This window comes from Rhodococcus phenolicus (assembly GCF_001646785.1).
Taxonomy (GTDB): domain Bacteria; phylum Actinomycetota; class Actinomycetes; order Mycobacteriales; family Mycobacteriaceae; genus Rhodococcus; species Rhodococcus phenolicus.
In genome coordinates this window covers 1-21,010 of sequence record NZ_LRRH01000061.1, presented here as the reverse complement: position 1 = coordinate 21,010, position 21,010 = coordinate 1, and the positions used below count along the sequence as shown (strand labels likewise).

Sequence of the window (21,010 nt, the reverse complement as noted above, 5' to 3'; positions counted from 1 at the left end):
CCGATCACAGGCCGGATTAGACAACGACGGCGCATCACCGTGCGGTGATGCGCCGTCGCGGAGCGAGACGTGATCAGCGTGGGACGTCGGCGACTCCCGGTTCCAGGAATCGCTTGCCGTTCACCGCTTCCGAGACCCCGGTGCGATCCAGGTACGGGGTGATGCCACCGTTCCAGAACGCGAAACCGCCCCCGAGGATCAGGCACAGGTCGATGTCCTCAGGGGCAGCGACCACACCCTCCTCGAGCATGATGCGGATCTCCTCGGCGAACGCGCGGCGGGTGCGCTCGAGCACCTCCTCGGCGGTGGAGGGCTTGTCACCCTGCGGCCACAGTGCGGCGACTTCGGGGTCGACGGCCTGGCCGTTCTCGCCGTAGGTCCACACGCCGGGCTTCCTGGCCTCGACGAGAGCCGACAGACCGGCGGACGGGGTGAACCGATCCGGGTACGAGGCCTGCAGCGTCTCACCCGTGTGAAGCGCGATCGCCGGACCGACGAGCGCGAGCAGCGTGAACGGGCTCATCGGCATACCGAGCGGGGCAACCGCGTTGTCCGCGACGTCGAACGGGGTGCCCTCGTCGACCGCCGAGATGACCTCGCCGAGCGTGCGGGTGACGAGGCGGTTGAACACGAAGCCCGGCTTGTCGCCGCACAGCACCGCCGACTTCTTCAGCGACTTGGCGGTCGCGAAGGCCGTCGCGAGGGTGGCGTCGTCGGTCCTGTCGCCCTTGATGATCTCGAGCAGCGGCAGGACCGCGACCGGGTTGAAGAAGTGGAAGCCGACGACCCGCTCCGGATGCTGCAGATCCGAGGCCATCTCCGTGATCGACAACGACGAGGTGTTGGTCGCCAGGATCGTCTCGGGGGTGACGTGCTGCTCGAGCTCGGCGAACACGTTCTTCTTGACGTCCATGTTCTCGAAGACGGCCTCGATGACGAAGTCGGTCTTCGCGAACGCGGCCTTGTCGAGCGAACCGGTCACCAGCGCCTCGAGGCGGTTCGCGGCATCCGGAGACAGGCGACCTTTCGCCTGCAGCTTGCCGATCTCGGTGTGGACGTAGCCGACACCCTTGTCGATGCGTTCCTGGTCGATGTCGGTGAGGATCACCGGGACCTTCAGCTGCTTGACGAACAGCAGCGCGAGCTGGCTGGCCATCAGACCGGCGCCGACGATGCCGACGCCGGTGATCTTGCGGGCCAGCGACTTGTCCGGGGCGCCGGCCGGGCGCTTGGCGCGCTTGTTGACCAGATCGAACGAGTAGAGGCCGGCACGCAGCTCGTCGGACATCAGCAGTTCGGCGAGGGCCTCGTCCTCGGCCGCGAATCCGGCCGCGAGCGACGCCGCGTCGGAGATGTCGGTGCCGCGGGCGGTCTCGAGCAGCTCGATCGCGCGGTTCGGGGCGGGCGCGAATCCGCGGGTCTTGCCGGCGACGAGTGCCTTCGCCCGGCCGACTGCCGCGTCCCAGCCGGCGCCGCGATCGATCTCCGGGCGGGCCGGGGTGACGTCACCTGCAAGCACCTTCGCGGCCCACAGCAGCGACTGCTCGAGGAAGTCCGCCGAGCCGAGGACGATGTCCGCGTAGCCGAGGTCCGCGGCCTGCTTCGCCTTGATGGTGCGGCCGTTGTTGAGCGGATTCTCCAGGATGAGCGTGACCGCGTTGTCCGGGCCGATGATGTTGGGCAGCAACTGGGTGCCGCCCCACGCCGGTACCAGACCGAGCATCGTCTCGGGCAGGCCGAGAGCCGGAACGTTGTCGGCGACGGTGCGGTAGTGGCAGTGCAGGCCGACCTCGAGGCCGCCACCGAGGGCGAGCCCGTTGACGAACGCGAATGTGGGGATCTCCGAGGTGCGCAGCCGGCCGAACACCTTGTGGCCGAGCCTGCCGAGCTCGAGGCCCTGCTCGCGGGTGGTGACCGACGGGACGCCCTTGAGGTCGGCGCCGGCGGCGAAGATGAACGGCTTGCCCGTGACGGCGATCGCGGCGGGGTTCGCGGCGAAGGCCTCGTCGAGCGCGGCGTCGAATGCGGCCAGGCCTCGCGGCCCGAACGAGTTCGGCTTGGTGTGGTCGAAGCCGTTGTCGAGGGTGATCAGCGCGACGCGACCCTCGATGCCGGGTACCGACACCAGCTTCGTGTACGCGTTGGTGACGACCTCGTCGGCGAATGCGTCGATAATTGCGGTCATTTACTTGTCTCCCGCCCGGTAGTCGGCGTGGTTGGGGTTCTCCCAGATGACGGTGCCGCCCATGCCCAGTCCGATGCACATGGTGGTCAGGCCGTAGCGCACGTCCGGGTTCTGCGCGAACTGGCGGGAGAGCTGGGTCATCAGGCGCACGCCCGAGGAGGCGAGGGGATGGCCGCACGCGATGGCGCCGCCCCACTGGTTGACGCGCGGGTCGTCGTCGGCGATGCCGAAGTGCTCGAGGAACGCGAGCACCTGCACGGCGAACGCCTCGTTGATCTCGAACAGGCCGATGTCCTCGATCTTCAGGCCGGTGCGGGCCAGCAACTTCTCGGTCGCGGGGACCGGGCCGATGCCCATGACGGCGGGATCGACACCCTGGAACGCGAAGCCGACCATGCGCATGCCGACCGGCAACCCCAGCTCGGCGGCGGTGTCCTCACCGGCGAGGATGCACGCGGTGGCGCCGTCGTTGAGACCGGCGGCGTTACCGGCGGTGATCCGGCCCGCGGTGCGGAAGGGAGTCTTGAGCTGCGCGAGGTCCTCGACGGTGGTGCCGGGGCGCGGCGGCTCGTCCTCGGTGGCCAGGCCCCAGCCGGCGGCGGAGCGGGTGGCCACGGGGGTGAGGGTGTCGGCGATGAAGCCGGCCTTCTTCGCGGCGTCGTACTTGTTCTGCGACGCGACGGCGTAGGCGTCGGTGCGGTCCTTGGTGATCGACGGGAACCGGTCGTGCAGATTCTCGGCGGTGTTGCCCATGACCAGTGCGGACGGGTCGACGAGCTTGTCGGCGAGGAATCGCGGATTCGGGTCGGCGCCCTCACCCATCGGGTGGCGGCCCATGTGCTCGACGCCACCGGCGATGACGACGTCGTACTGGCCGAAGCCGATGCCCGACGCCGTGGTGGTCACGGCGGTCATCGCGCCGGCGCACATTCGGTCGATCGCGAAGCCTGGGACCGTCTCGGGCAGCCCCGCGAGGATCGCCGAGGTGCGGCCGATGGTCAGGCCCTGGTCGCCGGTCTGCGTGGTGGCCGCGATGGCGACCTCGTCGACGCGCTCCGGCGGCAGCTGCGGGTTGCGGCGCAGCAGCTCGCGGATCGCCTTGACGACCAGGTCGTCGGCGCGGGTCTCCGCGTAGATGCCCTTCGCCCCGGCCTTGCCGAACGGGGTGCGGATGCCGTCGACGAAGACGACACTGCGTTGCGTTGAGGTGGTTGGAGCCACGCTGGTTCCTCCTGATGGAGCGATGCTCTCGTCTCGTCACTGTGCGCGACGAGCGGGTCGGTTCCGGACCGTGGACGATCCGTCTGGTGATGAGCCTACCCGTCATTACCGACGGGTAACTTATCACCTCCGCCGACGGCGGGCGCCGCTGTTGCGCGCTTGTGATGCCATGGTGTCGATCACGTGTCCCACTCGAGACGGCCGAGCATCAGGTGGTGCCGCGACACTGCGGAGCCGGCACCTGCGCGGCATGCCGCCCCGTCACGCACGGCAGCAGGTCACGGGCTCACCCGTTCTCGTGGGGCAACATCTCCTGAACCTTGGTCGCGAGCCCCGTCTTGACGAAACCCCACGCGTCCTCGTCGCCCTGTAGGACCGAGGCTGCGGCGGACTTGAACTGATCCCAGGTCGCGTGCGGCGGGATGGGAGGCATGTTCGGGTCGGTGTGCACGTCCAGGAGGGTCGGGCGGTCCGCCGACAGAGCCGTCTCCCACGCCCAGGCCAGTTCGTCCGGGGCTGTGACGGTGACGCCGTCGAGGCCGAGACCGGCGGCGAAGGCCGCGTAGTCGACGTCCGGAAGCGTCTGCGATTCCACGAACTTCGGTGCGCCCGACATCGCCCGCATCTCCCACGTCACCTGGTTCAGGTCGTTGTTGTGCAGCACCGCCACGATCAGCCTCGGATCGTCCCACCGCTGCCAGTACCGCTTGACGGTGATCAACTCGGCGAGGCCGTTCATCTGCATCGCCCCGTCGCCGGCGAAGACGATCACGGGCCGGTCCGGATGCGCGAACTTGGCGCCGATTCCGTAGGGCACCCCCGGCCCCATCGTCGCGAGGGTCCCGGACAGCGATCCGCGCATCCCCGGCCGGAACTTCAGTTGCCGGGCATACCAGTTCGCCGCCGATCCCGAGTCCGCCGTGACGATCGCATCGTCGGGCAGCCGGGTCGACGCCTCGGCGAACATGCGCAGCGGGTTGATCGGGTGGGCGTCCACCGCGGCCTGTTTGTCCATCGTCTCCCACCACCGGGCGACATCGGATTCGATCTTCTCCCGCCACGACCGGTCCTCTCGGCGTCGCAGATGCGGAATGAGCGCGCGCAGAGCACTTTTCGCGTCCGAGACGATATTGACCTCGTACGGATAGCGCATGCCGATCATGCTGCCGTCGATGTCGATCTGCACCGCGCGGGCCTGCTCGAGACCGGGGAGGAACTGGGTGTACGGGAAGCTCGAACCGATGGTGAGGAGGGTGTCGCAGTCGCGCATCATCTCGTAGCTCGGGCGGGTGCCGAGCAACCCGATCGCGCCGGTCACCCAGGGCAGTTCGTCGGAGAGCACGTCCTTGCCGAGGAGCGCTTTCGCCGTACCCGCGCCCAGCAGATCGGCGACCTGCTCGATTTCGTCGTGCGCCCCGCGTGCGCCCTGCCCCACCAGCATCGCGACCTTCGTGCCGGCATTGAGCACCTCGGCGGCGCGGGCCACGGCATCGGCGTCCGGGTCCACGGCCGGACGGTCGAATCCGACGCTGGACGGGACCATCTTGAACGCGTGGGCAGGCGGGGAGTAGTCGAGCTCCTGCACGTCGGCCGGGATGATCAGGGCGGTCGGGGCGCGCCGGGTCAGTGCGACCCGGAACGCCCGGTCGAGGACGTTCGGCAACTGCTCGGGCACCGTCACCATCTGCACGTAGTCGGAGGCGACGTCCTTGTACAGGCTGAGCAGATCCACTTCCTGCTGGTACGACCCGCCCATCGCGCTGCGGTTGGTCTGCCCGACGATCGCGACCACCGGCACGTGATCGAGTTTGGCGTCGTACAGGCCGTTGAGCAGGTGAATCGCGCCGGGCCCGGAGGTCGCCATGCACACCCCGACCCGATCGGTGAACTTCGCGTAGCCGACGGCCTCGAACGCGCTCATCTCCTCGTGCCGGGACTGGACGAACTGCGGGTCGTCGTCGGCGCGTCCCCACGCGGCGAGGATGCCGTTGATGCCGTCCCCGGCGTAGGCGAAGACGTGCTCGACACCCCACGCGCGCAGACGTTCGAGCAGATAGTCGGAAACTTTCTGGCTGGACATCGGAGGAGTCCTCCTCGCGGATCGCCGGACCGTCATCGGACTCGGTACGGGTTCCCCGCTGCGACGCGTCTATTCAAGGCGCGGTGAAGACCGCCGGTCCGGGCCTCCCGGGACCACGGCGTGCTCGGTGGCGCCGAGGCCGCCTCGCGGCCGGAGCGGCAGCGATCGGGATCGGTCGGCGCCTGCGCTGAGACACCGCCCGTCCCGGTCAGGCCGCCAGGATCTTCGCCAGTCTCGGTGCCACGAGTTCACGCTGCCACGAGCGGGCTCCACCGTCGGCGAACCGCGTCGCGATGTAGCCGGTCACATCGGCACCGGGCGCCGGATCCCAGTCCCAGCACAACCGCCGCACGAGTTCCGGGCTGACCAGATTCTCGACCGGAACCTGCACGGCCTCGCTGATCGCGGTCATCTCCGTACGGGCGGCGGTGAGGCGAGCCGCCGCCTCCGGATGATGGCGCGCCCACCGGTTCGCCGGCGGGGGACCGGTGAACGGCTGCGTGAGCGGCGGCAGTTCCGACTTGGGCAGCGCCCGGGCACGTTCGATCGCGGACAGCCACACCCGGGACAACCGTCGTTGCCGCGGCCCACCGAACACCGGCAGGGCACGCAGTTCCTCGGGACTGCGCGGCGCGGCCTCCGCAGCCGCGATGATCGCAGAATCGCGGAGCACCCGCCCCGGAGCCACATCGCGGCGTGCGGCCATCTCGTCCCGGGTGGTCCACAGTTCCCGCACGATCGCGAGGCGCCGCGGATCCTTCACGGTGTGGATCTTCGACGTGCGCCGCCACCGGTCCGGTTTCGGCGCCGGTGGCCCCGCGGAACGGACGTGCTCGAACTCCTCGGCGGCCCACTGCGACTTTCCCTGCCGATCGAGTTCACCGGCCATCGCGTCCCGCAGATCGACGAGGATCTCCACGTCGAGTGCCGCGTAGTTCAGCCACGACTCGGGCAACGGGCGCGTCGACCAGTCGGCCGCGCCGTGGCCCTTGCGCAGCTCGAGCCCGAGCATGCGTTCGACGATCGCGGCGAGCCCGACCCGCTCGAACCCGGCGAGCCGGCCGGCCAGTTCCGTGTCGTACACCGACTCCGGATGCAACCCCACGTCCGCCAGGCACGGCAGGTCCTGGTCCGCGGAGTGCAGAACCCATTCGAGTCCGTTGACGGCATCGGCCAGCGGTGCGAGCGCACCGGCGGTGGGAATCGGATCGATCAGCACTGTTCCGGCACCGGCGCGGCGCAGCTGGATCAGATAGGCGCGCGACGAATAGCGGTAACCGGAGGCACGTTCGGCGTCGACGGCGAGAGGCCCCGTTCCCGCGGCCAGCGCAGCCGCGGCGGCGCCGACACCGTCCGCGGTGGTGATCACCTCCGGGACACCGCCGCGGGGGGAGAGCAGGGGAACGGGGGTCCGCACGGACTCGTTTTCTTCTGCTACCGACATGAAATGGACTCTAGACCGATCCGGATCGGCGGAATGCCGACACCGGGACCGGTGCCCGCGGATCAGTGCTGCAGACGCACCACACCGGCAGGGGGAAGACCCGCCGCATACGCGAGGACCTCGCAGAACGCCTCCACGTGCGGACCCAACTCCCCGGACAGCGGGGTCCACGACGCCCGCAATTCCAGCTGGTGAGCGCGTGCGGGACCGGCGATGTCGCCGAACCGCACCGAACTCGTGGACGTGACGGTACCGCCGAGAGCGGTCAAGGGCTGCCCGTGCGCGTCGAGCGCATCGACGAGCCAGCTCCACGCCACCTCCGGCAGCAGTGGATCGGACGCGAGGGTCGCGTCCACGTCCGCCTGGATGTAGGCCACCAGCCGCATCGTGCCGTCCCAGGCCTCGTCCCCGGCCGGATCGTGCAACAGGATCAACCGCCCGAACGCGTCGCCTTCGGACTCCTCCGGCACCGGTCCCGACTCGTCGTGCAGCACCTCGGCGCCCAGCGCGAAGCTGAACGGTGCGAGTCGTTGGGGCGGCCGGATCGGACCGACCTCGATCTCCGGGCGCACCGTCGCCGCGTTCATCGCTTCGATCGCGGCGCGGAACTGGGCGGGTTCTGCGGGCGAGGTGGTCACGACAGCGGACGTTAGTGCCGGTGACGCACGGCACGCGGGAGGCGCGCCGATTCCGGCGGCCGACGGTGGCGTGGCAGCATGGGCACCATCCCGTGCCCGCCGTGGCGGGTACCGAACCATGCTCCTGGAAGACGAGGATCGATGACCGGCCTGGAAGACACGAACGTCGGCTCCACCACCCCCGCGGAGTACCCGAGCCGACGCCGGCTCGGCACGGCACCGTTGCTCGCCGCGGCGCGCGGCGCCGAGCCCACCCACCGGCCCGTGTGGTTCATGCGCCAGGCCGGCCGGTCCCTGCCCGAATACCGGGAGATCCGCGCCGGTATCGGCATGCTCGAATCCTGCTTCCGACCCGAACTGGTGTGTGAGATCACCCTCCAGCCCGTCCGTCGCCACAAGGTCGACGCTGCGATCCTCTTCTCCGACATCGTCGTGCCCCTCAAGGCGGCCGGCATCGACCTCGACATCGTCGCCGGGACGGGTCCGGTCGTCGCGCACCCGATCCGGTCCGCCGCGGACGTCGCTGCACTGCCCACCCTCGAGGCCGGGGAGGTCGGTGCCGTTGCGAGTGCGGTGGGACTGCTCACCCGCGAGCTCGGTGAGACCCCGCTGATCGGGTTCGCCGGAGCGCCGTTCACCCTCGCCTCGTATCTCGTGGAGGGCGGGCCGAGCCGCAACCACGAGCGCACCAAGGCACTCATGCACTCCGATCCGGCCACCTGGCACGCGCTGCTCGGCCGGCTGGCCGACATCACCATCGCGTTCCTGCAGGCCCAGCTCCACGCGGGGGTCGACGCGATCCAGTTGTTCGATTCCTGGGCCGGAGCGCTCTCGCTCGCCGACTACCGCGAATACGTGCTGCCGCACTCGCAGCGGGTCCTCGCCGAGATCGAGGCGGCCGGTGTGCCGCGCATCCACTTCGGGGTCGGTACCGGTGAACTGCTCGGCGCGATGGGCGAGGCCGGCGCCGACGTCGTGGGCGTCGACTGGCGGATCCCGCTCGACGTCGCGGCGGGGCGCGTCGGCCCGGGCAAGGGCCTGCAGGGCAATCTGGATCCGGCGATCCTGTTCGCCGGATGGGAGGTCGTCGAGCGCGAGGTACGCCGGATCGCCGCCGAAGCGGATCGTGCCCGCGCCGCCGGCGCCACCGGGCACATCTTCAACCTCGGCCACGGCGTGCTGCCGGACACCGATCCCGCCGTGCTGACCCGCGTCGTCGAGCTGGTGCACTCGCTGTGAGCACCCCGACCGTCGTCGCCGTCGGCGGGCCGACCGTTGCGATCATCGGCGGTGGTGTCACCGGCCTCGTTGCCGCATATCGGCTGCGGACGAGCCTCGGCGCCGACGCCCGGATCGTGATCCTGGAACAGTCGGACCGGCTCGGCGGGAAACTGCGCACCGTCCCCTTCGCGGGCGGGCCCGTCGACGTGGGCGCCGAGGCGTTCATCGGCCGGCGACCCGAGATGCCGGCGCTGCTCGACGAACTGGGTCTGGCCGACCAGACGGTGCACCCGGCCGGCGCACGACCGCTGATCTACGCCGGCGCAGAACTGCATCCGATGCCGGTCGGCACCCTGATGGGCATCCCCGCCGATGCGCAGGCGTTGGCCGGGCTCGTCGACTCCGCCACGCTGGACCGGATCGCCGCGGAACCGGACGTGCCGTTGCACTGGGAACGCGGCGGCGACATCTCGGTCGCCGAACTCGTCGGGACACGGTTCGGGGATCAGGTGGTGCGGCGCAGCGTGGATCCGCTCCTCGGCGGGGTGTACTCCGGGCTGTCCGACACAGCCGGTGTGCGGGCGACTCTCCCCACGCTCGCCGCGGCACTCGACGCCGGTGCGCCGAACCTGAGCGAGGCCGTTCGCCGGGCGTTGCCGCCCCCGTCGACCGCGCCGGTCTTCGGGACCCTCCGCGACGGCTACGGTGTGCTGCTCGACGCCCTCGAGCGGGCCGCCGCCGCCGAGATCCACGCCGGCACGCCCGCCTCCGCGCTGCGCCGCGCCGGCCACCGATGGTCGATCGACCCGGTCGGGGAGGTCGACGGCGTCGTGCTCGCGGTACCGGCTCCCCAGGCCGCGGCACTGCTCGCCGACGTGGCACCGGCCGCGGCCGCCGACGCGGAACGGATTCCGCTCGCGTCGTCGGTGGTCGTGGCGCTCGCGCTGCCCCGGGACTCGGGGCTGCCCCGCAATTCCGGGATCCTCGTCGCAACCGGTGAGGATCTGTCGGCGAAGGCGTTCACGCTGTCGAGCCGCAAGTGGCCGCACCTGGCCGAACGCGACGTGGAACTGGCCCGGGCGTCGTTCGGGCGGTTCGGGGATGCCGCGCTCGTCGACGCCGACGACGACCACCTGATCGCACTGGCCCGCACCGACCTCGCGACCGTCACCGGCGTGACCGCGGAACCGGTAGCCGCGTTCGTGCAGCGCTGGCACGGCGGCCTGCCGCAGTACCGCGCCGGACATGACGAGATCGTCGCGGCACTCGAGGCCGCGGTCGCGGACCTCGACGGCATCGAAGTGGCCGGCGCGATGCTGCACGGTGTCGGCGTGCCGGCGTGCGTCGGATCGGGCACAAAGGCCGCAGCACGGCTCACAACACGAATGGCAGGATGAGAAGCATGGCACGTCTCGATTTCGACAAGCTCAATTCGACCCTCCGCTACGCGATGTGGTCGGTGTTCCAGGTGCGGCCGGGCGTGCTCGGCGACGATCGCAGCGAAGCGCTCGAGGACCTGCAGAAGTTCCTCGCGGCGTACGAGAACACCGATGTCGTGGTGCGCGGAATCTACGACATCGCCGGCATGCGTGCCGACGCCGACTTCATGATCTGGACGCACGCCGAACGCATCGAGGATCTGCAGAAGTTCTACGCGGAGTTCCGTCGTTCGACGATCGTCGGCCGGGCGAGCAACCCGGTGTGGTCGAACGTGGCGCTGCACCGCCCCGCGGAATTCAACAAGAGCCACGTCCCCGCGTTCATCGCCGGCGAGGACCCGGGCAACTACATCTGCGTGTACCCGTTCGTGCGGTCCTACGAGTGGTACCTGCTGCCCGACGAGGACCGGCGCCGGATCCTCGCCGAGCACGGCAAGGCCGGCCGCGGCTACCCGGACGTGCGGGCGAACACGGTGCCGGCGTTCGCGCTCGGCGACTACGAGTGGATCCTCGCCTTCGAGGCCCCGGAACTCGACCGCATCGTCGACCTCATGCGTGATCTGCGCGCGACCGAGGCGCGCTACCACGTGCGTCTCGAGATCCCGTTCTTCACCGGCCCGCGCATCGACGCCGACCGGTTGATCAACGCGCTGCCCTGACATGGGGATGCCGGAGCAGGAAGCCGAAACGAATCGTCAGCCGCACCCGCACATCCCGCGGGTCAGGTATTCACACATCTCCCACTGGGGGATGTACGAGGCGGAGGCGGCGAACGGGGAGGTCACCGCGGTGCACCCGTACCCGGGGGACCGCGACCCGTCGGCGATTCTCGGCAACCTGCCCGGCTCGGTGCGGCACCGGTCCCGCATCACCGGTCCCGCCGTGCGGCGCGGCTGGCTCGAGAACGGACCGGGGCCGAGCAGCAGCCGCGGCAGCGACGAATTCGTCGCGGTGTCGTGGGACGAGCTCACCGAATTGCTCTCCGGCGAACTGCGGCGCGTCGTCGACACCCACGGCAACCGCGCGATCTTCGGTGGTTCCTACGGCTGGTCGTCCCCTGGCCGGTTCCACCACGCGCAGAGCCAGGTGCACCGGTTCCTGAAGATGCTGGGCGGCTACACCCGGTCCGTGCACAGCTATTCGCTGGGCGCGACCGGTGTCATCATGCCCCGCGTCGTGGGCGCCCACTGGAAATTGTTCGCGCGCTCCACCAATTGGGACGTCATCGCCCGCGAGACCGAACTGATGGTGTGCTTCGGCGGGGTGCCACTGAAGAACACCGCGGTCAACGACGGCGGCACCAGCAACCATCCGACCCGCGATGCGCTGGACCGGCTGCGGGCCCGGGGCGGACGCATCGTGTCGATCAGCCCGCTGCGCGACGATCTGCACGGCGCCGCCGAGTGGCTGGCCCCGCGTCCCGGCACCGATGTCGCGATCATGCTGGCCCTCGCGTACGTCCTCGCGACCGAGGACCTCGCCGATCGCACGTTCCTCGACCGCTATTGCACCGGTTACGACAAGTTCGAGGACTATCTGCTCGGCCGCACCGACGGCGTCCCGAAGACCCCGGAGTGGGCGGCGGAACTGTCCGGTCTGCCCGCCGGTGATCTCGCCGACCTCGCCCGCCGCATGGCGGCCGGACGCACGCTGGTCACCGTCACGTGGTCGCTGCAGCGGGTCCGGCACGGTGAGCAGGCGCCCTGGGCGGGCGTGACGCTCGCCGCGATGCTCGGCCAGATCGGTGTTCCCGGCGGTGGATTCGGCCACGGCTACGGTTCGATGAACGAACCCGGCCTGGCGCCGGTGCCGTATCCGCTGCCGACGCTGTTCCAGGGCCAGAACCCGGTCGACGAGGCCATCCCGGTCGCCGCGATCTCCGACCTGCTGCTGCGGCCGGGGGAGCAGTACGACTTCGACGGGCAGCGCCGCACCTTTCCCGACATCCGGCTCGTGTACTGGGCCGGGGGCAACCCGTTCCATCATCACCAGGACCTCGGCCGGCTGAAACGGGCACTGGCCAGGCCCGACACGATCGTCGTGCACGATCCGTACTGGACGCCGATGGCCAAGCACGCCGACATCGTCGTGCCGTCGACCACGTCGTTCGAACGCGAGGACCTCTCGTGCACCCGGAACGATCCGCTGCTGGTCGCCATGCAGGCCGCGACTCCCCGCTATGCGCAGGCCCGCGACGACTACGACACGTTCGCCGCGCTCGCGCACCGGCTGGGGTTCGGTCCGCAGTTCACCGAGAACCGCACTGCTCGTCAGTGGCTCGAGCACCTGTACGAGCAGTGGCGCGGCTTCGTCCTCGCCGACGGTGGAGACGCACCGGAATTCGACGAGTTCTGGCGGCGCGGGCACGTGCGGATGCGGACCGAGGACGGTCTGACGCTGTTCCAGGACTTCCGCGACGATCCGGACACCCATCCGCTCCGCACACCCAGCGGGCGCATCGAGATCTTTTCGGCCGACATCGACGGATTCGGCTACGCCGACTGCGCGGGGCATCCCACCTGGTACGAACCGGAGGAGTGGCTCGGCGGCGCGCGGGCGCAGAAGTTCCCGCTGCACCTGATCGCGAACCAGCCGCGCACGCGGCTGCACAGCCAGCTCGACCACGGCGCCACCAGCCAGGCGTCGAAGATCCGGGGGCGCGAACCGCTGCGGATGCACCCGGAGGCGGCTGCGGCGCGCGGCCTGGGCGGCGGCGACATCGCGCGGGTGTTCAACGATCGCGGTGCGTGCCTGGCCGGTGTGGTGCTCGACGACGGGATGCTCCCGGATGTCGTGCAGCTGTCGACGGGTGCCTGGTACGACCCTCTCGACCCGTCGGACCCGGACTCGATGTGCGTGCACGGCAATCCGAACGTGCTGACGCCGGATGTCGGCACGTCGTCGCTGGCCCGGGGATGCACCGGCCAGCACGTGCTGGTGGAGATCGAACGGTTCGAGGGCGAACTGCCACCGATCCGCGCATACGACCCGCCCGTGGTCGGCGCGCGCTGAGCCTGCGTAGTCAGCCTTCGAGAGTGGCCTGGACCTCCCGCAACGTCCGCGCCGACTCCCGCAGGCCGGCGCGTTCCTCGTCCGACATCGGCACCTCGAGGACCCTGCCCGCGCCGCGACCGTCGACGACGGTCGGCAGTGACAGGCACACCCCGGCGGAATCCCCGGTTCCGCTCTGCAGGGTCGACACCGGCAGCACCCGGTGCTGATCCCGCAATACCGACTCGACGATGCGGGCCGTGGACAACCCGATCGCCAGATTCGTCGCGCCCTTGCCGCGGATGATCTCGTAGGCGCTGTGCACCACCTGCTGCGAGATCTCCGCGCGGGTCGCGGCGTCGAAGGTTGCCCCGTCCTCGGCGACGAATACGTCGGCGGGCACCCCGCCGATCGTCACGCCCGACCACAGCGTGATCTCCGAGTCGCCGTGCTCACCGACGACGACGGCGTGCACGTTCTCCACCGCCACTCCCGCGCGATCGGCGATCAGGAAACGCAGACGACCGGAATCGAGCACGGTGCCCGACCCGAAGATGCGCCCGGGAGGTGCACCGGTCGCGGTGATCGCGGCGTGGGTGACGATGTCCACGGGATTGCTGACGAACAGCACGACCGCGTCGGGGGACCGCTCGAGCAGCGCGGGCGTCAGTGACTGCACGAGGGCGACGTTCGACGCTGCGAGATCCAGCCGGGACTGCCCGGGCCTCTGTTTGGCACCGGCGGTCACGACGATCATGTCCGAGCCGGTGGTGACATCGAGGTCGGCGCCACCCCCGATCCGGCACGGCGGTGCGAACTGGGTGCCGTGATTGAGGTCGAGAACCTCGGCGCCGACCTTGTCGGCGTCGGTGTCGAACAACGCCAGGGCCCCGGCCGAACCGCGGATCAGGCACGCGTACGCGATCGCGGTGCCGACAGCGCCCGCGCCCACGATCGACAACTTCACCTTCGATCTGCCCGCACTGTGATCGGCCATGCCCCGATCCTCCCGGCTGCGAGGGGATTCCGCAGCCGGAAGGCCGTCACGCCTTCGGGACGAGGCGCAGGGAGATCGAGTTGATGCAGTATCGCTGATCGGTCGGCGTCGGATAGCCCTCGCCCTCGAACACGTGCCCGAGGTGGCTGTGACACGACGCGCACAGCACCTCGACCCGGCGCATGCCCAGCGAATCGTCGGGCCGCAGGATCACCGCGTCGGAATCGGCCGGGTCGAAGAACGACGGCCATCCGCAATGGGAATGGAACTTCTCGCTGCTGCGGAACAACTCGGTCCCGCAGGCCCGGCACTGGTAGACACCTTCGGTCTCGGTGTCGGTGTACTCGCCGACGAACGGGCGTTCGGTGCCGGCCCGACGCAGCACTGCGAACTCCTCGGGGGACAGGAGCGCGCGCCATTCGTCGTCGCTGCGTTCGACCTTGGGGGCGGGTTCCGGACGGGGGGTGGAAGTCATGCCGCCGAGGCTAGTCGCGGACGGCGGGTGCGGCCACGCGCTCCCCGGGTTCCTCGGGTTCGCCGGCGGCGACGGGCTCCTTCGGCAGTAGGAACGCCGGTTCGATCCCCGCATCGAGCCGCCCCTCGCGGCGCGCGGCGAGGTACCGGTCGACCAGCACCGCGAACACGACGATGAGCAGCAACGACCATCCGAACGTCGTCTTCATGTACTCGGCGGCCCGGCCCATCTCCGGCCAGCGGGCCGACAGCCAACTGTCGTAGCTGAGGAAGCCGTACACAGCCAGCCAGGCCGGCCAGTTCCGCATCACCGAATTCGGCAGCACCACCGTCATCAGCAGGGGGAACAGCATCATCGAGTAGTACATCTGGCCGAGCGAACCGAGCAGGAACGACGCGGTCAGCAACACACCGGTCGCGGTGCCGACGAAGAACAGTTCGTCCTGGCGGCAGTAGCGGTACAGCAGCCACAGCGACACCAGCACCATGACCCCGAGGACGGCGCGGAGCCCCAGGACGAGCCATGCCGGCAGGCCGTAGTACATGCCGTTGCCGACGATGGCGCTGTTGAAGTAGTCGCGGGCCTCGAGGAGGTACGGCGTCGTGTGCTCGACGAACTGCCAGGCGTCGACAGACAGCGGCCACGCGATCGCCATGAGAGCGACGGGAACCCCGACTGCCGTGACGAACACCTTCCACTGCCCGCGAACCAGCGGAAGGAACAACAACGGTGCCAGGACGGGCTTCACCGCGAAGGTCAGGCCGAGAGCCGCCCCGGCCCACAGATCACGACGTTTGAGCAGCAATGTCAGGAACGCGATCTCGCCGAGCAACACGAGCCCGTTGATGTTGGTGAAGACCAGCGTGTTCGTCACCGTCTCGGAGGTGAACGCGCCGAGCACGAGGATCGGCGCGATCACCGAGTCGAGGCCGTAGCCGAACATGCGCAGCAGCAGGTACAGGGCGACGAGCACGGCGATCGCGTTGGCGAGGATGAACAACCAGCGGGAGCGTTCGGGATCGATCACGGCGATCGGCGAGATCAGCAACGTGCCCGACGGCGGATACAGGTAGTGCGGATCGACCCACTTGAAATTCGCCGTGTACACCGGCTGCCGGTTGAGGAACGCCAGCGCCGCGTTGTAGACAGGTGCGAAGTCGTCGGTCCGGAAGCCGTTGACGGCCTTGATCACGACACGATGGAGCACCGTGAGAACGGCCAACGGCCACACAACGCACTTGACCACCTCCACGGTGGTGCGGGCGGTGCGGGGCTCGAGACGACTGAGGAACACTACGGCACGGTACACCGGAGCGACCGCCTCGTGATCGACCCGCCCCGACGCGCCCCTGCGCTCAGGCCGGACACAGGCTGCCGTTCGGCGGCAGATCGCCGGTCTCCAGATACGCCGCCACCCGGGCCTGCGCGCACGTCGAATGCAGGGTCGCCGAATAACCGGCGCCCTGCCAGGACACGACGGCCCATCGGGCACCCACCGCGGTGAGGGCTCCGGTCACCGATTCGAGACCGCCGCTGCCGACGATCGGGTCGGCGGGCGCCCCGAAGACGAGCACCGGCACGTCCACCCCGTCCGGCAGCGGCGGCGCCGGCATGCTCGGCCATGCCGAGCACGCCGTCAGTCCGGTCGCGGTGTCGGCGCCGAACAGCGGGTAGCTCGAACCCCAGGTCTGCTGCAGCTCCAGCGCACGGGTGGGGGTGGGCCGGCGCTGCGTGTCGCTGCATCGGGACACGAACTGGCCTGCCGACGCCAGCTGCGCCTCGGCGGGGTCGACGAGTTCGAGCAGCGGCATCACGTCGCCGTCACGGGCAGCGGCCAGCGCATCGGACAGTTCCCGGACCCGGGACTGCAGATCGGCCCGGGGGCTGCCGAGGAAGCCGGTGAGAGCGGTCAGCAACGCGTTCGACGACAACGGTGCGAGCTCCCCGCTCGCCGCCTTCGCGTGCAGTTCCTCGAGGACGGCACGAGGGTCGGCGCCGAGCGAGCACTCCAGCGCCACACACTGGCGGGCGAACGCATCGACCGCGGCTTCGGCGCCGCGTGCCCGGCTCTCCGCGAGAAGTTCGGCGTCCGCGGTGGCGGCGGCGGGCGAATCGAGGATCAGCCGGCCGACGTTCTCCGGGTGCTCGGCGGCATACGCCAGCGCGATGGTCGCGCCGTTGCCGATACCGAGGAGGCCGATCCGTTCCACGTTCCAGGCCAGCCGCAACTGCTCGAGGTCGTCGGCGGCATGGGCCGCACCGAACATCAGCTCCTGCGGCTGCAGATAATCGGTGCACGCGATGGTGGCCTGGCGGCCGAGTTCGGCGACCCGGGTCGGTCCGTCGCCGGTGCGGCCGAACTGGCCCAGATCGCCGAGCGCGCGGAGGTCGGCGGGGAAGACGCAGTCGATGGGCTGCGACGCGCCGATCCCGCGACGGTCGACCGCGACGATCGACCGTGTGGCGAGCACACCGGACATCGGGCCGGTGGCGAGGGCGGCGAGCGCGGTCCCGGACGGCATGTTCGATCCGGTGGTGAGCACGAGCGGAGCTGCCTCGGTCGGCGTCTGCGGCACGCGTGCCCGCAGCACCCCGAGCGGGAACGTCCCCGGGACCGTTCCGGCCTCGTCGATAGGAGCGGTGATCTCGGCGCACTCGAGGATCAGCCCGGTCGGGCCGGCCGGGAGCCTCTGCGCCGACAGGGTATCCGCGGTGCAGTCGCGCCACGCCAGGTCCTGCTCGGGAACGGGTAGTTCGGGTGCGGCGGCGTCCTCCTCCTCGGTTGCGGGCACGGCGCCGTCCCCGACGTCCTGAACCACCGCGACGTCGGGTCGTGCCGAAGGTCCCGTTCCGCAGGCTGCGACCGTCGACGCGAGTGCGACGAGTGAGACCGCGAGCACACCGGTTCTGCGCATGCCGACAGCCTGCCAGGTCACCGCGATCCGGGTGCGCACCGGTCCGCGCGGACCATACGCGCCGATGTGACGCGAGTACTCTCACGAGGTGACGATCGGGTGACGGGGATGTGAAGTAGGTCGCATTCCGCCGCTGGTGTAGGTATGGCCTCATCACCCGCCTCTACCCTGGAGGAATGCAGGAACGTCTCGTCGATCGCAGTCCCGTGGTGCCGGCCGAACAATTGGTTGCACAGCTCGTGCCGCCCGCGATGTTCGACGAGGTGAGTTTCGCTTCGTACATCCCCGACCCGAACCAGCCGAGCCAGGCCGCGGCGGTCCGCGCTGCCGAGGAGTTCGTCGGCAAGGTCGGCAAGATCCGCGGCGGCAAGCGCGGCCTCTTCGGCCGCAAGGCGCCGTCCACTGGCGCAGGCCTGTACCTCGACGGCGGGTTCGGTGTCGGTAAGACCCACCTGCTGGCGTCGATCTTCCACAGCGCACCCTCGCCCAAGGCATTCGGCACGTTCGTCGAACTGACGCACGTGGTCGGTGCGCTCGGTTTCAACAAGGCCGTCGAGGAGCTTTCCACCCACAGCGTGCTGTGCATCGACGAGTTCGAACTCGACGATCCGGGCGACACGATGCTGGTCTCGCGCCTGCTGACCGAGCTGTCGGCACGTGGAGTGTCGATCGTCGCGACCTCCAACACACTTCCCGGCCAGCTCGGTGAGGGACGGTTCGCTGCCCAGGACTTCCTCCGCGAGATCAAGAAGCTCTCGTCGATCTTCGAGACGCTGCGCGTCGACGGCCCGGACTACCGGCACCGCGACCTGCCGCCCGCGCCGGAGCCGATCGCGGCCGAGGAACTGATCGAACGCGCCGAGGCGGTCCCCGGTTCCACGCTCGACGACTTCGACGAGCTGTGCGCGCACCTGAGCACCCTGCACCCGTCGCGCTACGGCAAGCTCATCGAGGGCGTGACGGCGGTGTTCCTCAACGGCGTGCATCCGGCGCAGGACCAGTCCGTCGCGTTGCGTCTGGTGGTGCTCGCCGACCGCCTGTACGACGCCAGCATCCCGGTCACGGTGGCCGGGGCGAAGCTGGACGAGATCTTCACGCCGGAGATGCTGGCCGGCGGCTACCGCAAGAAGTACCTGCGTGCGACGTCGCGTCTGCTGGCCCTCTCGCGTTTCGAGGTCGCCGCCAGCTGACGGGGGAGCGCCGCACCGGCCCGCCGGTGTCCACCGACCTCCCGCGTGTATCCGAGGGGTCGGCGGACTCCCGATCTCACAGTTCGCGTTGCATGACGAAGTCCTGGTGCGTCTGTGTGCCCACCTGGAACGAGCGCGTGCCGACCGTCCGGAATCCCTGCTTGGTGTAGAAGCGCCGGGCGCGTTCGTTCTCCTGGTTCACTCCGAGCCACAGCCCTGCCCGGCCCGTCTCTGCGGCGTGCTCGACGATCGCGGCCATCAGTGCCGCCGAAACACCGGTGCCGTGGCGGCCGGGCAGCACGTACAGCTTGCTGATCTCCACGGCCGGTGTCGCCGTGATCATCGCCGCCACGTCAGGGTCGGCGGGAGGTGCGTCGATCGCCATGAGGTAGCCGACGATCTCGCCACCGACGCTCGCCTTGAGCACGATCCGTGTCGGATCGGTCAGGTACTCGCCGAAGCGTTCCGCCGAGAGGGTCCGGGCGATGAACGCCGCGATGTCGTCCCGGTTCGCCCCGGGAGGGCATGCGAGCGGGAACGTGGTGGCCGCGACGTCGGCGAGGGTTTCGGTGTCCCAGATACCGGCCCGGGCAACGGAGACGGCGGATTCTTCGACTGAAGGCATGGACATGGATCCAGTAGACCACCCGCTCGGTGCTGGTGGGCGGCGCCTCGACCTGCCCCGACTCGACCTGCTCCGGAAATGGCTGAACCCCAGCCTTGGATGGGGGGTCATGGCTGGGGTTCATCTACCATCGGGGGGGATGGCATCACCGACAATACATGAGGGGTTCCTCAGGTTCCACTTCGGGCGGTCACGTTTCGATCACGTATCCCCGACGTTGCCCGGTTGCCTTTCCTCGTCCGACGCTTTACTGTGACGTGTCATGAAGCGCGTACTCGTAGTTCACCGCCGTAGCGGGGTCTGATTCGGACCGACCCCTCGCTGCGGGTCGTTGAGCTACCTGTCGGTCCTTCCTTCTCGTGGAAGACCTCCTTCGATGAACGCCTTCACTTCTCTCGCTTCCGATCGTCGCTCCGCTGCCCGTTCCTTCGGTTCGTGCACCGAGACGGATCGCCTCTCCTCGCTCGACCCGTTCGCAGCTCGCTACGGTCGCGCCCTGCCGCTCGCGCTCCGCGCCCATGCCGCCGGCATGTCCTGGGACGAGTTCACGACGACCTACGCCCCGCAGAACGGTCCGCTGCATCTCGGCGGCTGGAGCGCCGCCGCGCTGACCGGGGGACTGTGCGCCTACGAGGCGACGTTTACCCTCGGCGGGTCGATCCACCGCAGCGCCTCCGTCGCCACCGGCCCGGTGTCGGCAATGACCGGCATGATCCACGAGCTCGGGTTCCGGCTGGAGATCCGCTCGTTCCACCGGCAGGACATGGGCGAGTGCCACGCGACGTTCCTGTTGTGCGAGGCGCACGACGAGCGCAGCTGCTGGGTCATGGGGCTCGGTGCAACGGCCGCGGAGTCCACGCTGCGCGCGATGACCGCGGGAATCAACCGTCTGTACGGCGAGCGCTGATCCGCGCGGCCGGGGTGGCAGCCGCGTGCGAACCAGCGCTCGCGGCTGTCTCGCCGTCCGGCCGCTGCCGGCCTATACCCGTGCACTACGACGAAGACCCCCTTCGTGTGAAGGGGGTCTTCGTCGTATTCTGGTGCGCGATACTGGGATTGAACCAGTGACCTCTTCCGTGTCAGGGAAGCGCTCTCCCGCTGAGCTAATCGCGCCGGCTCGAAAACGCCGGTTGTGGAGCGGATGACGGGATTCGAACCCGCGACCCTCACCTTGGCAAGGTGATGCGCTACCAGCTGCGCTACATCCGCATGCACGTGATTTTCAACCGATCGACCCACGTGCAGGTCGATCGTGGTGCGCGATACTGGGATTGAACCAGTGACCTCTTCCGTGTCAGGGAAGCGCTCTCCCGCTGAGCTAATCGCGCGAGGTGGAGACGGGAATCGAACCCGTGTGCACGGCTTTGCAGGCCGTTGCCTCACCACTCGGCCACTCCACCGTAAAAGGTCGAGTCCAACCTCTCGAGCGGATGACGGGATTCGAACCCGCGACCCTCACCTTGGCAAGGTGATGCGCTACCAGCTGCGCTACATCCGCATTCGCACCGTTCGGCGTCGTGCTCTCCGTGGTGCGGTTGAGAACATTAGCCGACCATCGTCGAAACGCACAAATCCGCAGGTCAACGGCC

The 21,010-nt window shown here is 69.4% G+C and carries 16 protein-coding genes and 5 tRNA genes; 6 read left to right on the top strand and 15 right to left on the bottom strand.

The window, feature by feature from the left end; all coding sequences use genetic code 11:
- Window positions 1–73: 73 nt before the first annotated feature.
- The 5 genes from A8G15_RS17220 to A8G15_RS17200 all read right to left on the bottom strand — a co-directional run bounded on the left by A8G15_RS17220 (window position 74) and on the right by A8G15_RS17200 (window position 7,568).
- On the bottom strand, window positions 74–2,185 hold the full coding sequence (locus A8G15_RS17220; RefSeq protein ID WP_068162090.1) for a 3-hydroxyacyl-CoA dehydrogenase NAD-binding domain-containing protein: 2,112 nt from the start codon (window positions 2,183–2,185) through the stop codon (window positions 74–76).
- Window positions 2,186–3,406: a thiolase family protein gene (locus tag A8G15_RS17215; protein ID WP_068162085.1), complete on the bottom strand. Its 1,221-nt coding sequence runs from the start codon at window positions 3,404–3,406 to the stop codon at window positions 2,186–2,188.
- 286 nt (window positions 3,407–3,692) lie between these two features.
- The gene (locus A8G15_RS17210; RefSeq protein ID WP_068162082.1) at window positions 3,693–5,486 is read right to left on the bottom strand and encodes a thiamine pyrophosphate-requiring protein; all 1,794 of its coding nucleotides are present in this window, start codon (window positions 5,484–5,486) and stop codon (window positions 3,693–3,695) included.
- Window positions 5,487–5,694: 208 nt separating this feature from the next.
- Window positions 5,695–6,930 carry an HRDC domain-containing protein gene (locus tag A8G15_RS17205; protein WP_068162077.1) on the bottom strand — a complete coding sequence of 412 codons (1,236 nt, stop codon included), beginning with the start codon at window positions 6,928–6,930 and terminating at the stop codon, window positions 5,695–5,697.
- Window positions 6,931–6,992: 62 nt separating this feature from the next.
- Window positions 6,993–7,568: a DUF3000 domain-containing protein gene (locus A8G15_RS17200; RefSeq protein ID WP_068162075.1), complete on the bottom strand. Its 576-nt coding sequence runs from the start codon at window positions 7,566–7,568 to the stop codon at window positions 6,993–6,995.
- A 141-nt stretch (window positions 7,569–7,709) separates the two neighbouring features.
- Between A8G15_RS17200 and hemE the strand changes: the two genes are divergently transcribed.
- From hemE to A8G15_RS17180, 4 genes are read left to right on the top strand one after another with little or no spacing between them, the layout of a single operon-like run.
- The gene (gene hemE, locus A8G15_RS17195; protein ID WP_068162072.1) at window positions 7,710–8,807 is read left to right on the top strand and encodes a uroporphyrinogen decarboxylase; all 1,098 of its coding nucleotides are present in this window, start codon (window positions 7,710–7,712) and stop codon (window positions 8,805–8,807) included.
- Entirely contained in the window at window positions 8,804–10,186 is a 1,383-nt protein-coding gene (locus A8G15_RS17190) for a protoporphyrinogen oxidase (RefSeq protein WP_068162068.1), read from the top strand. Before hemE ends, A8G15_RS17190 begins: the two co-directional genes overlap by 4 nt.
- Before the next feature lie 5 nt (window positions 10,187–10,191).
- The gene (hemQ, locus tag A8G15_RS17185; RefSeq protein ID WP_068162066.1) at window positions 10,192–10,887 is read left to right on the top strand and encodes a hydrogen peroxide-dependent heme synthase; all 696 of its coding nucleotides are present in this window, start codon (window positions 10,192–10,194) and stop codon (window positions 10,885–10,887) included.
- 7 nt (window positions 10,888–10,894) lie between these two features.
- The gene (locus tag A8G15_RS17180; RefSeq protein ID WP_082899974.1) at window positions 10,895–13,240 is read left to right on the top strand and encodes a molybdopterin-dependent oxidoreductase; all 2,346 of its coding nucleotides are present in this window, start codon (window positions 10,895–10,897) and stop codon (window positions 13,238–13,240) included.
- 10 nt (window positions 13,241–13,250) lie between these two features.
- Here the strand turns inward: A8G15_RS17180 and A8G15_RS17175 are convergent, their stop codons facing one another.
- The 4 genes from A8G15_RS17175 to A8G15_RS17160 all read right to left on the bottom strand — a co-directional run bounded on the left by A8G15_RS17175 (window position 13,251) and on the right by A8G15_RS17160 (window position 17,606).
- Complete coding sequence (locus tag A8G15_RS17175; protein WP_068162063.1) at window positions 13,251–14,216, bottom strand: L-lactate dehydrogenase; 966 nt, start codon at window positions 14,214–14,216, stop codon at window positions 13,251–13,253.
- A gap of 46 nt (window positions 14,217–14,262) precedes the next feature.
- On the bottom strand, window positions 14,263–14,691 hold the full coding sequence (gene msrB / locus A8G15_RS17170; RefSeq protein ID WP_068162060.1) for a peptide-methionine (R)-S-oxide reductase MsrB: 429 nt from the start codon (window positions 14,689–14,691) through the stop codon (window positions 14,263–14,265).
- Between the two features lie 10 nt (window positions 14,692–14,701).
- The gene (locus A8G15_RS17165; RefSeq protein WP_245687878.1) at window positions 14,702–15,985 is read right to left on the bottom strand and encodes a glycosyltransferase family 87 protein; all 1,284 of its coding nucleotides are present in this window, start codon (window positions 15,983–15,985) and stop codon (window positions 14,702–14,704) included.
- Window positions 15,986–16,046: 61 nt separating this feature from the next.
- Window positions 16,047–17,606: an alpha/beta hydrolase gene (locus A8G15_RS17160; protein ID WP_211270187.1), complete on the bottom strand. Its 1,560-nt coding sequence runs from the start codon at window positions 17,604–17,606 to the stop codon at window positions 16,047–16,049.
- 176 nt (window positions 17,607–17,782) lie between these two features.
- Here A8G15_RS17160 and zapE point away from each other — a divergent pair, with 176 nt between their 5' ends.
- Window positions 17,783–18,796: a cell division protein ZapE gene (gene zapE / locus A8G15_RS17155; protein WP_068162053.1), complete on the top strand. Its 1,014-nt coding sequence runs from the start codon at window positions 17,783–17,785 to the stop codon at window positions 18,794–18,796.
- A 76-nt stretch (window positions 18,797–18,872) separates the two neighbouring features.
- Here the strand turns inward: zapE and A8G15_RS17150 are convergent, their stop codons facing one another.
- Window positions 18,873–19,427 carry a GNAT family N-acetyltransferase gene (locus tag A8G15_RS17150; RefSeq protein ID WP_068162051.1) on the bottom strand — a complete coding sequence of 185 codons (555 nt, stop codon included), beginning with the start codon at window positions 19,425–19,427 and terminating at the stop codon, window positions 18,873–18,875.
- Between the two features lie 370 nt (window positions 19,428–19,797).
- Here A8G15_RS17150 and A8G15_RS17145 point away from each other — a divergent pair, with 370 nt between their 5' ends.
- On the top strand, window positions 19,798–20,328 hold the full coding sequence (locus tag A8G15_RS17145) for a 2-isopropylmalate synthase (protein ID WP_068162047.1): 531 nt from the start codon (window positions 19,798–19,800) through the stop codon (window positions 20,326–20,328).
- Between the two features lie 131 nt (window positions 20,329–20,459).
- On the opposite strand, the gene A8G15_RS17140 is transcribed toward A8G15_RS17145, so the two are convergent.
- The 5 genes from A8G15_RS17140 to A8G15_RS17120 all read right to left on the bottom strand — a co-directional run bounded on the left by A8G15_RS17140 (window position 20,460) and on the right by A8G15_RS17120 (window position 20,919).
- A tRNA-Val gene (locus A8G15_RS17140) sits at window positions 20,460–20,534 on the bottom strand.
- A 20-nt stretch (window positions 20,535–20,554) separates the two neighbouring features.
- Window positions 20,555–20,630, bottom strand: a tRNA-Gly gene (locus A8G15_RS17135).
- Window positions 20,631–20,674: 44 nt separating this feature from the next.
- Window positions 20,675–20,749 (bottom strand) — tRNA-Val (locus A8G15_RS17130).
- 1 nt (window position 20,750) lies between these two features.
- Window positions 20,751–20,821 (bottom strand) — tRNA-Cys (locus tag A8G15_RS17125).
- A 25-nt stretch (window positions 20,822–20,846) separates the two neighbouring features.
- A tRNA-Gly gene (locus A8G15_RS17120) sits at window positions 20,847–20,919 on the bottom strand.
- Window positions 20,920–21,010 lie beyond the last annotated feature (91 nt).

Coding starts and splice junctions, on each gene's coding strand:
- A8G15_RS17180 (WP_082899974.1), top strand. CDS start 10,895: ATGCCGGAGCAGGAAGCCGAAACGAATCGTCAGCCGCACCCGCACATC.
- A8G15_RS17150 (WP_068162051.1), bottom strand. CDS start 19,427: ATGTCCATGCCTTCAGTCGAAGAATCCGCCGTCTCCGTTGCCCGGGCC.
- zapE (WP_068162053.1), top strand. CDS start 17,783: ATGCAGGAACGTCTCGTCGATCGCAGTCCCGTGGTGCCGGCCGAACAA.
- A8G15_RS17145 (WP_068162047.1), top strand. CDS start 19,798: ATGAACGCCTTCACTTCTCTCGCTTCCGATCGTCGCTCCGCTGCCCGT.
- A8G15_RS17220 (WP_068162090.1), bottom strand. CDS start 2,185: ATGACCGCAATTATCGACGCATTCGCCGACGAGGTCGTCACCAACGCG.
- hemE (WP_068162072.1), top strand. CDS start 7,710: ATGACCGGCCTGGAAGACACGAACGTCGGCTCCACCACCCCCGCGGAG.
- A8G15_RS17175 (WP_068162063.1), bottom strand. CDS start 14,216: ATGGCCGATCACAGTGCGGGCAGATCGAAGGTGAAGTTGTCGATCGTG.
- hemQ (WP_068162066.1), top strand. CDS start 10,192: ATGGCACGTCTCGATTTCGACAAGCTCAATTCGACCCTCCGCTACGCG.
- A8G15_RS17160 (WP_211270187.1), bottom strand. CDS start 17,606: ATGCGCAGAACCGGTGTGCTCGCGGTCTCACTCGTCGCACTCGCGTCG.
- A8G15_RS17210 (WP_068162082.1), bottom strand. CDS start 5,486: ATGTCCAGCCAGAAAGTTTCCGACTATCTGCTCGAACGTCTGCGCGCG.
- A8G15_RS17205 (WP_068162077.1), bottom strand. CDS start 6,930: ATGTCGGTAGCAGAAGAAAACGAGTCCGTGCGGACCCCCGTTCCCCTG.
- msrB (WP_068162060.1), bottom strand. CDS start 14,691: ATGACTTCCACCCCCCGTCCGGAACCCGCCCCCAAGGTCGAACGCAGC.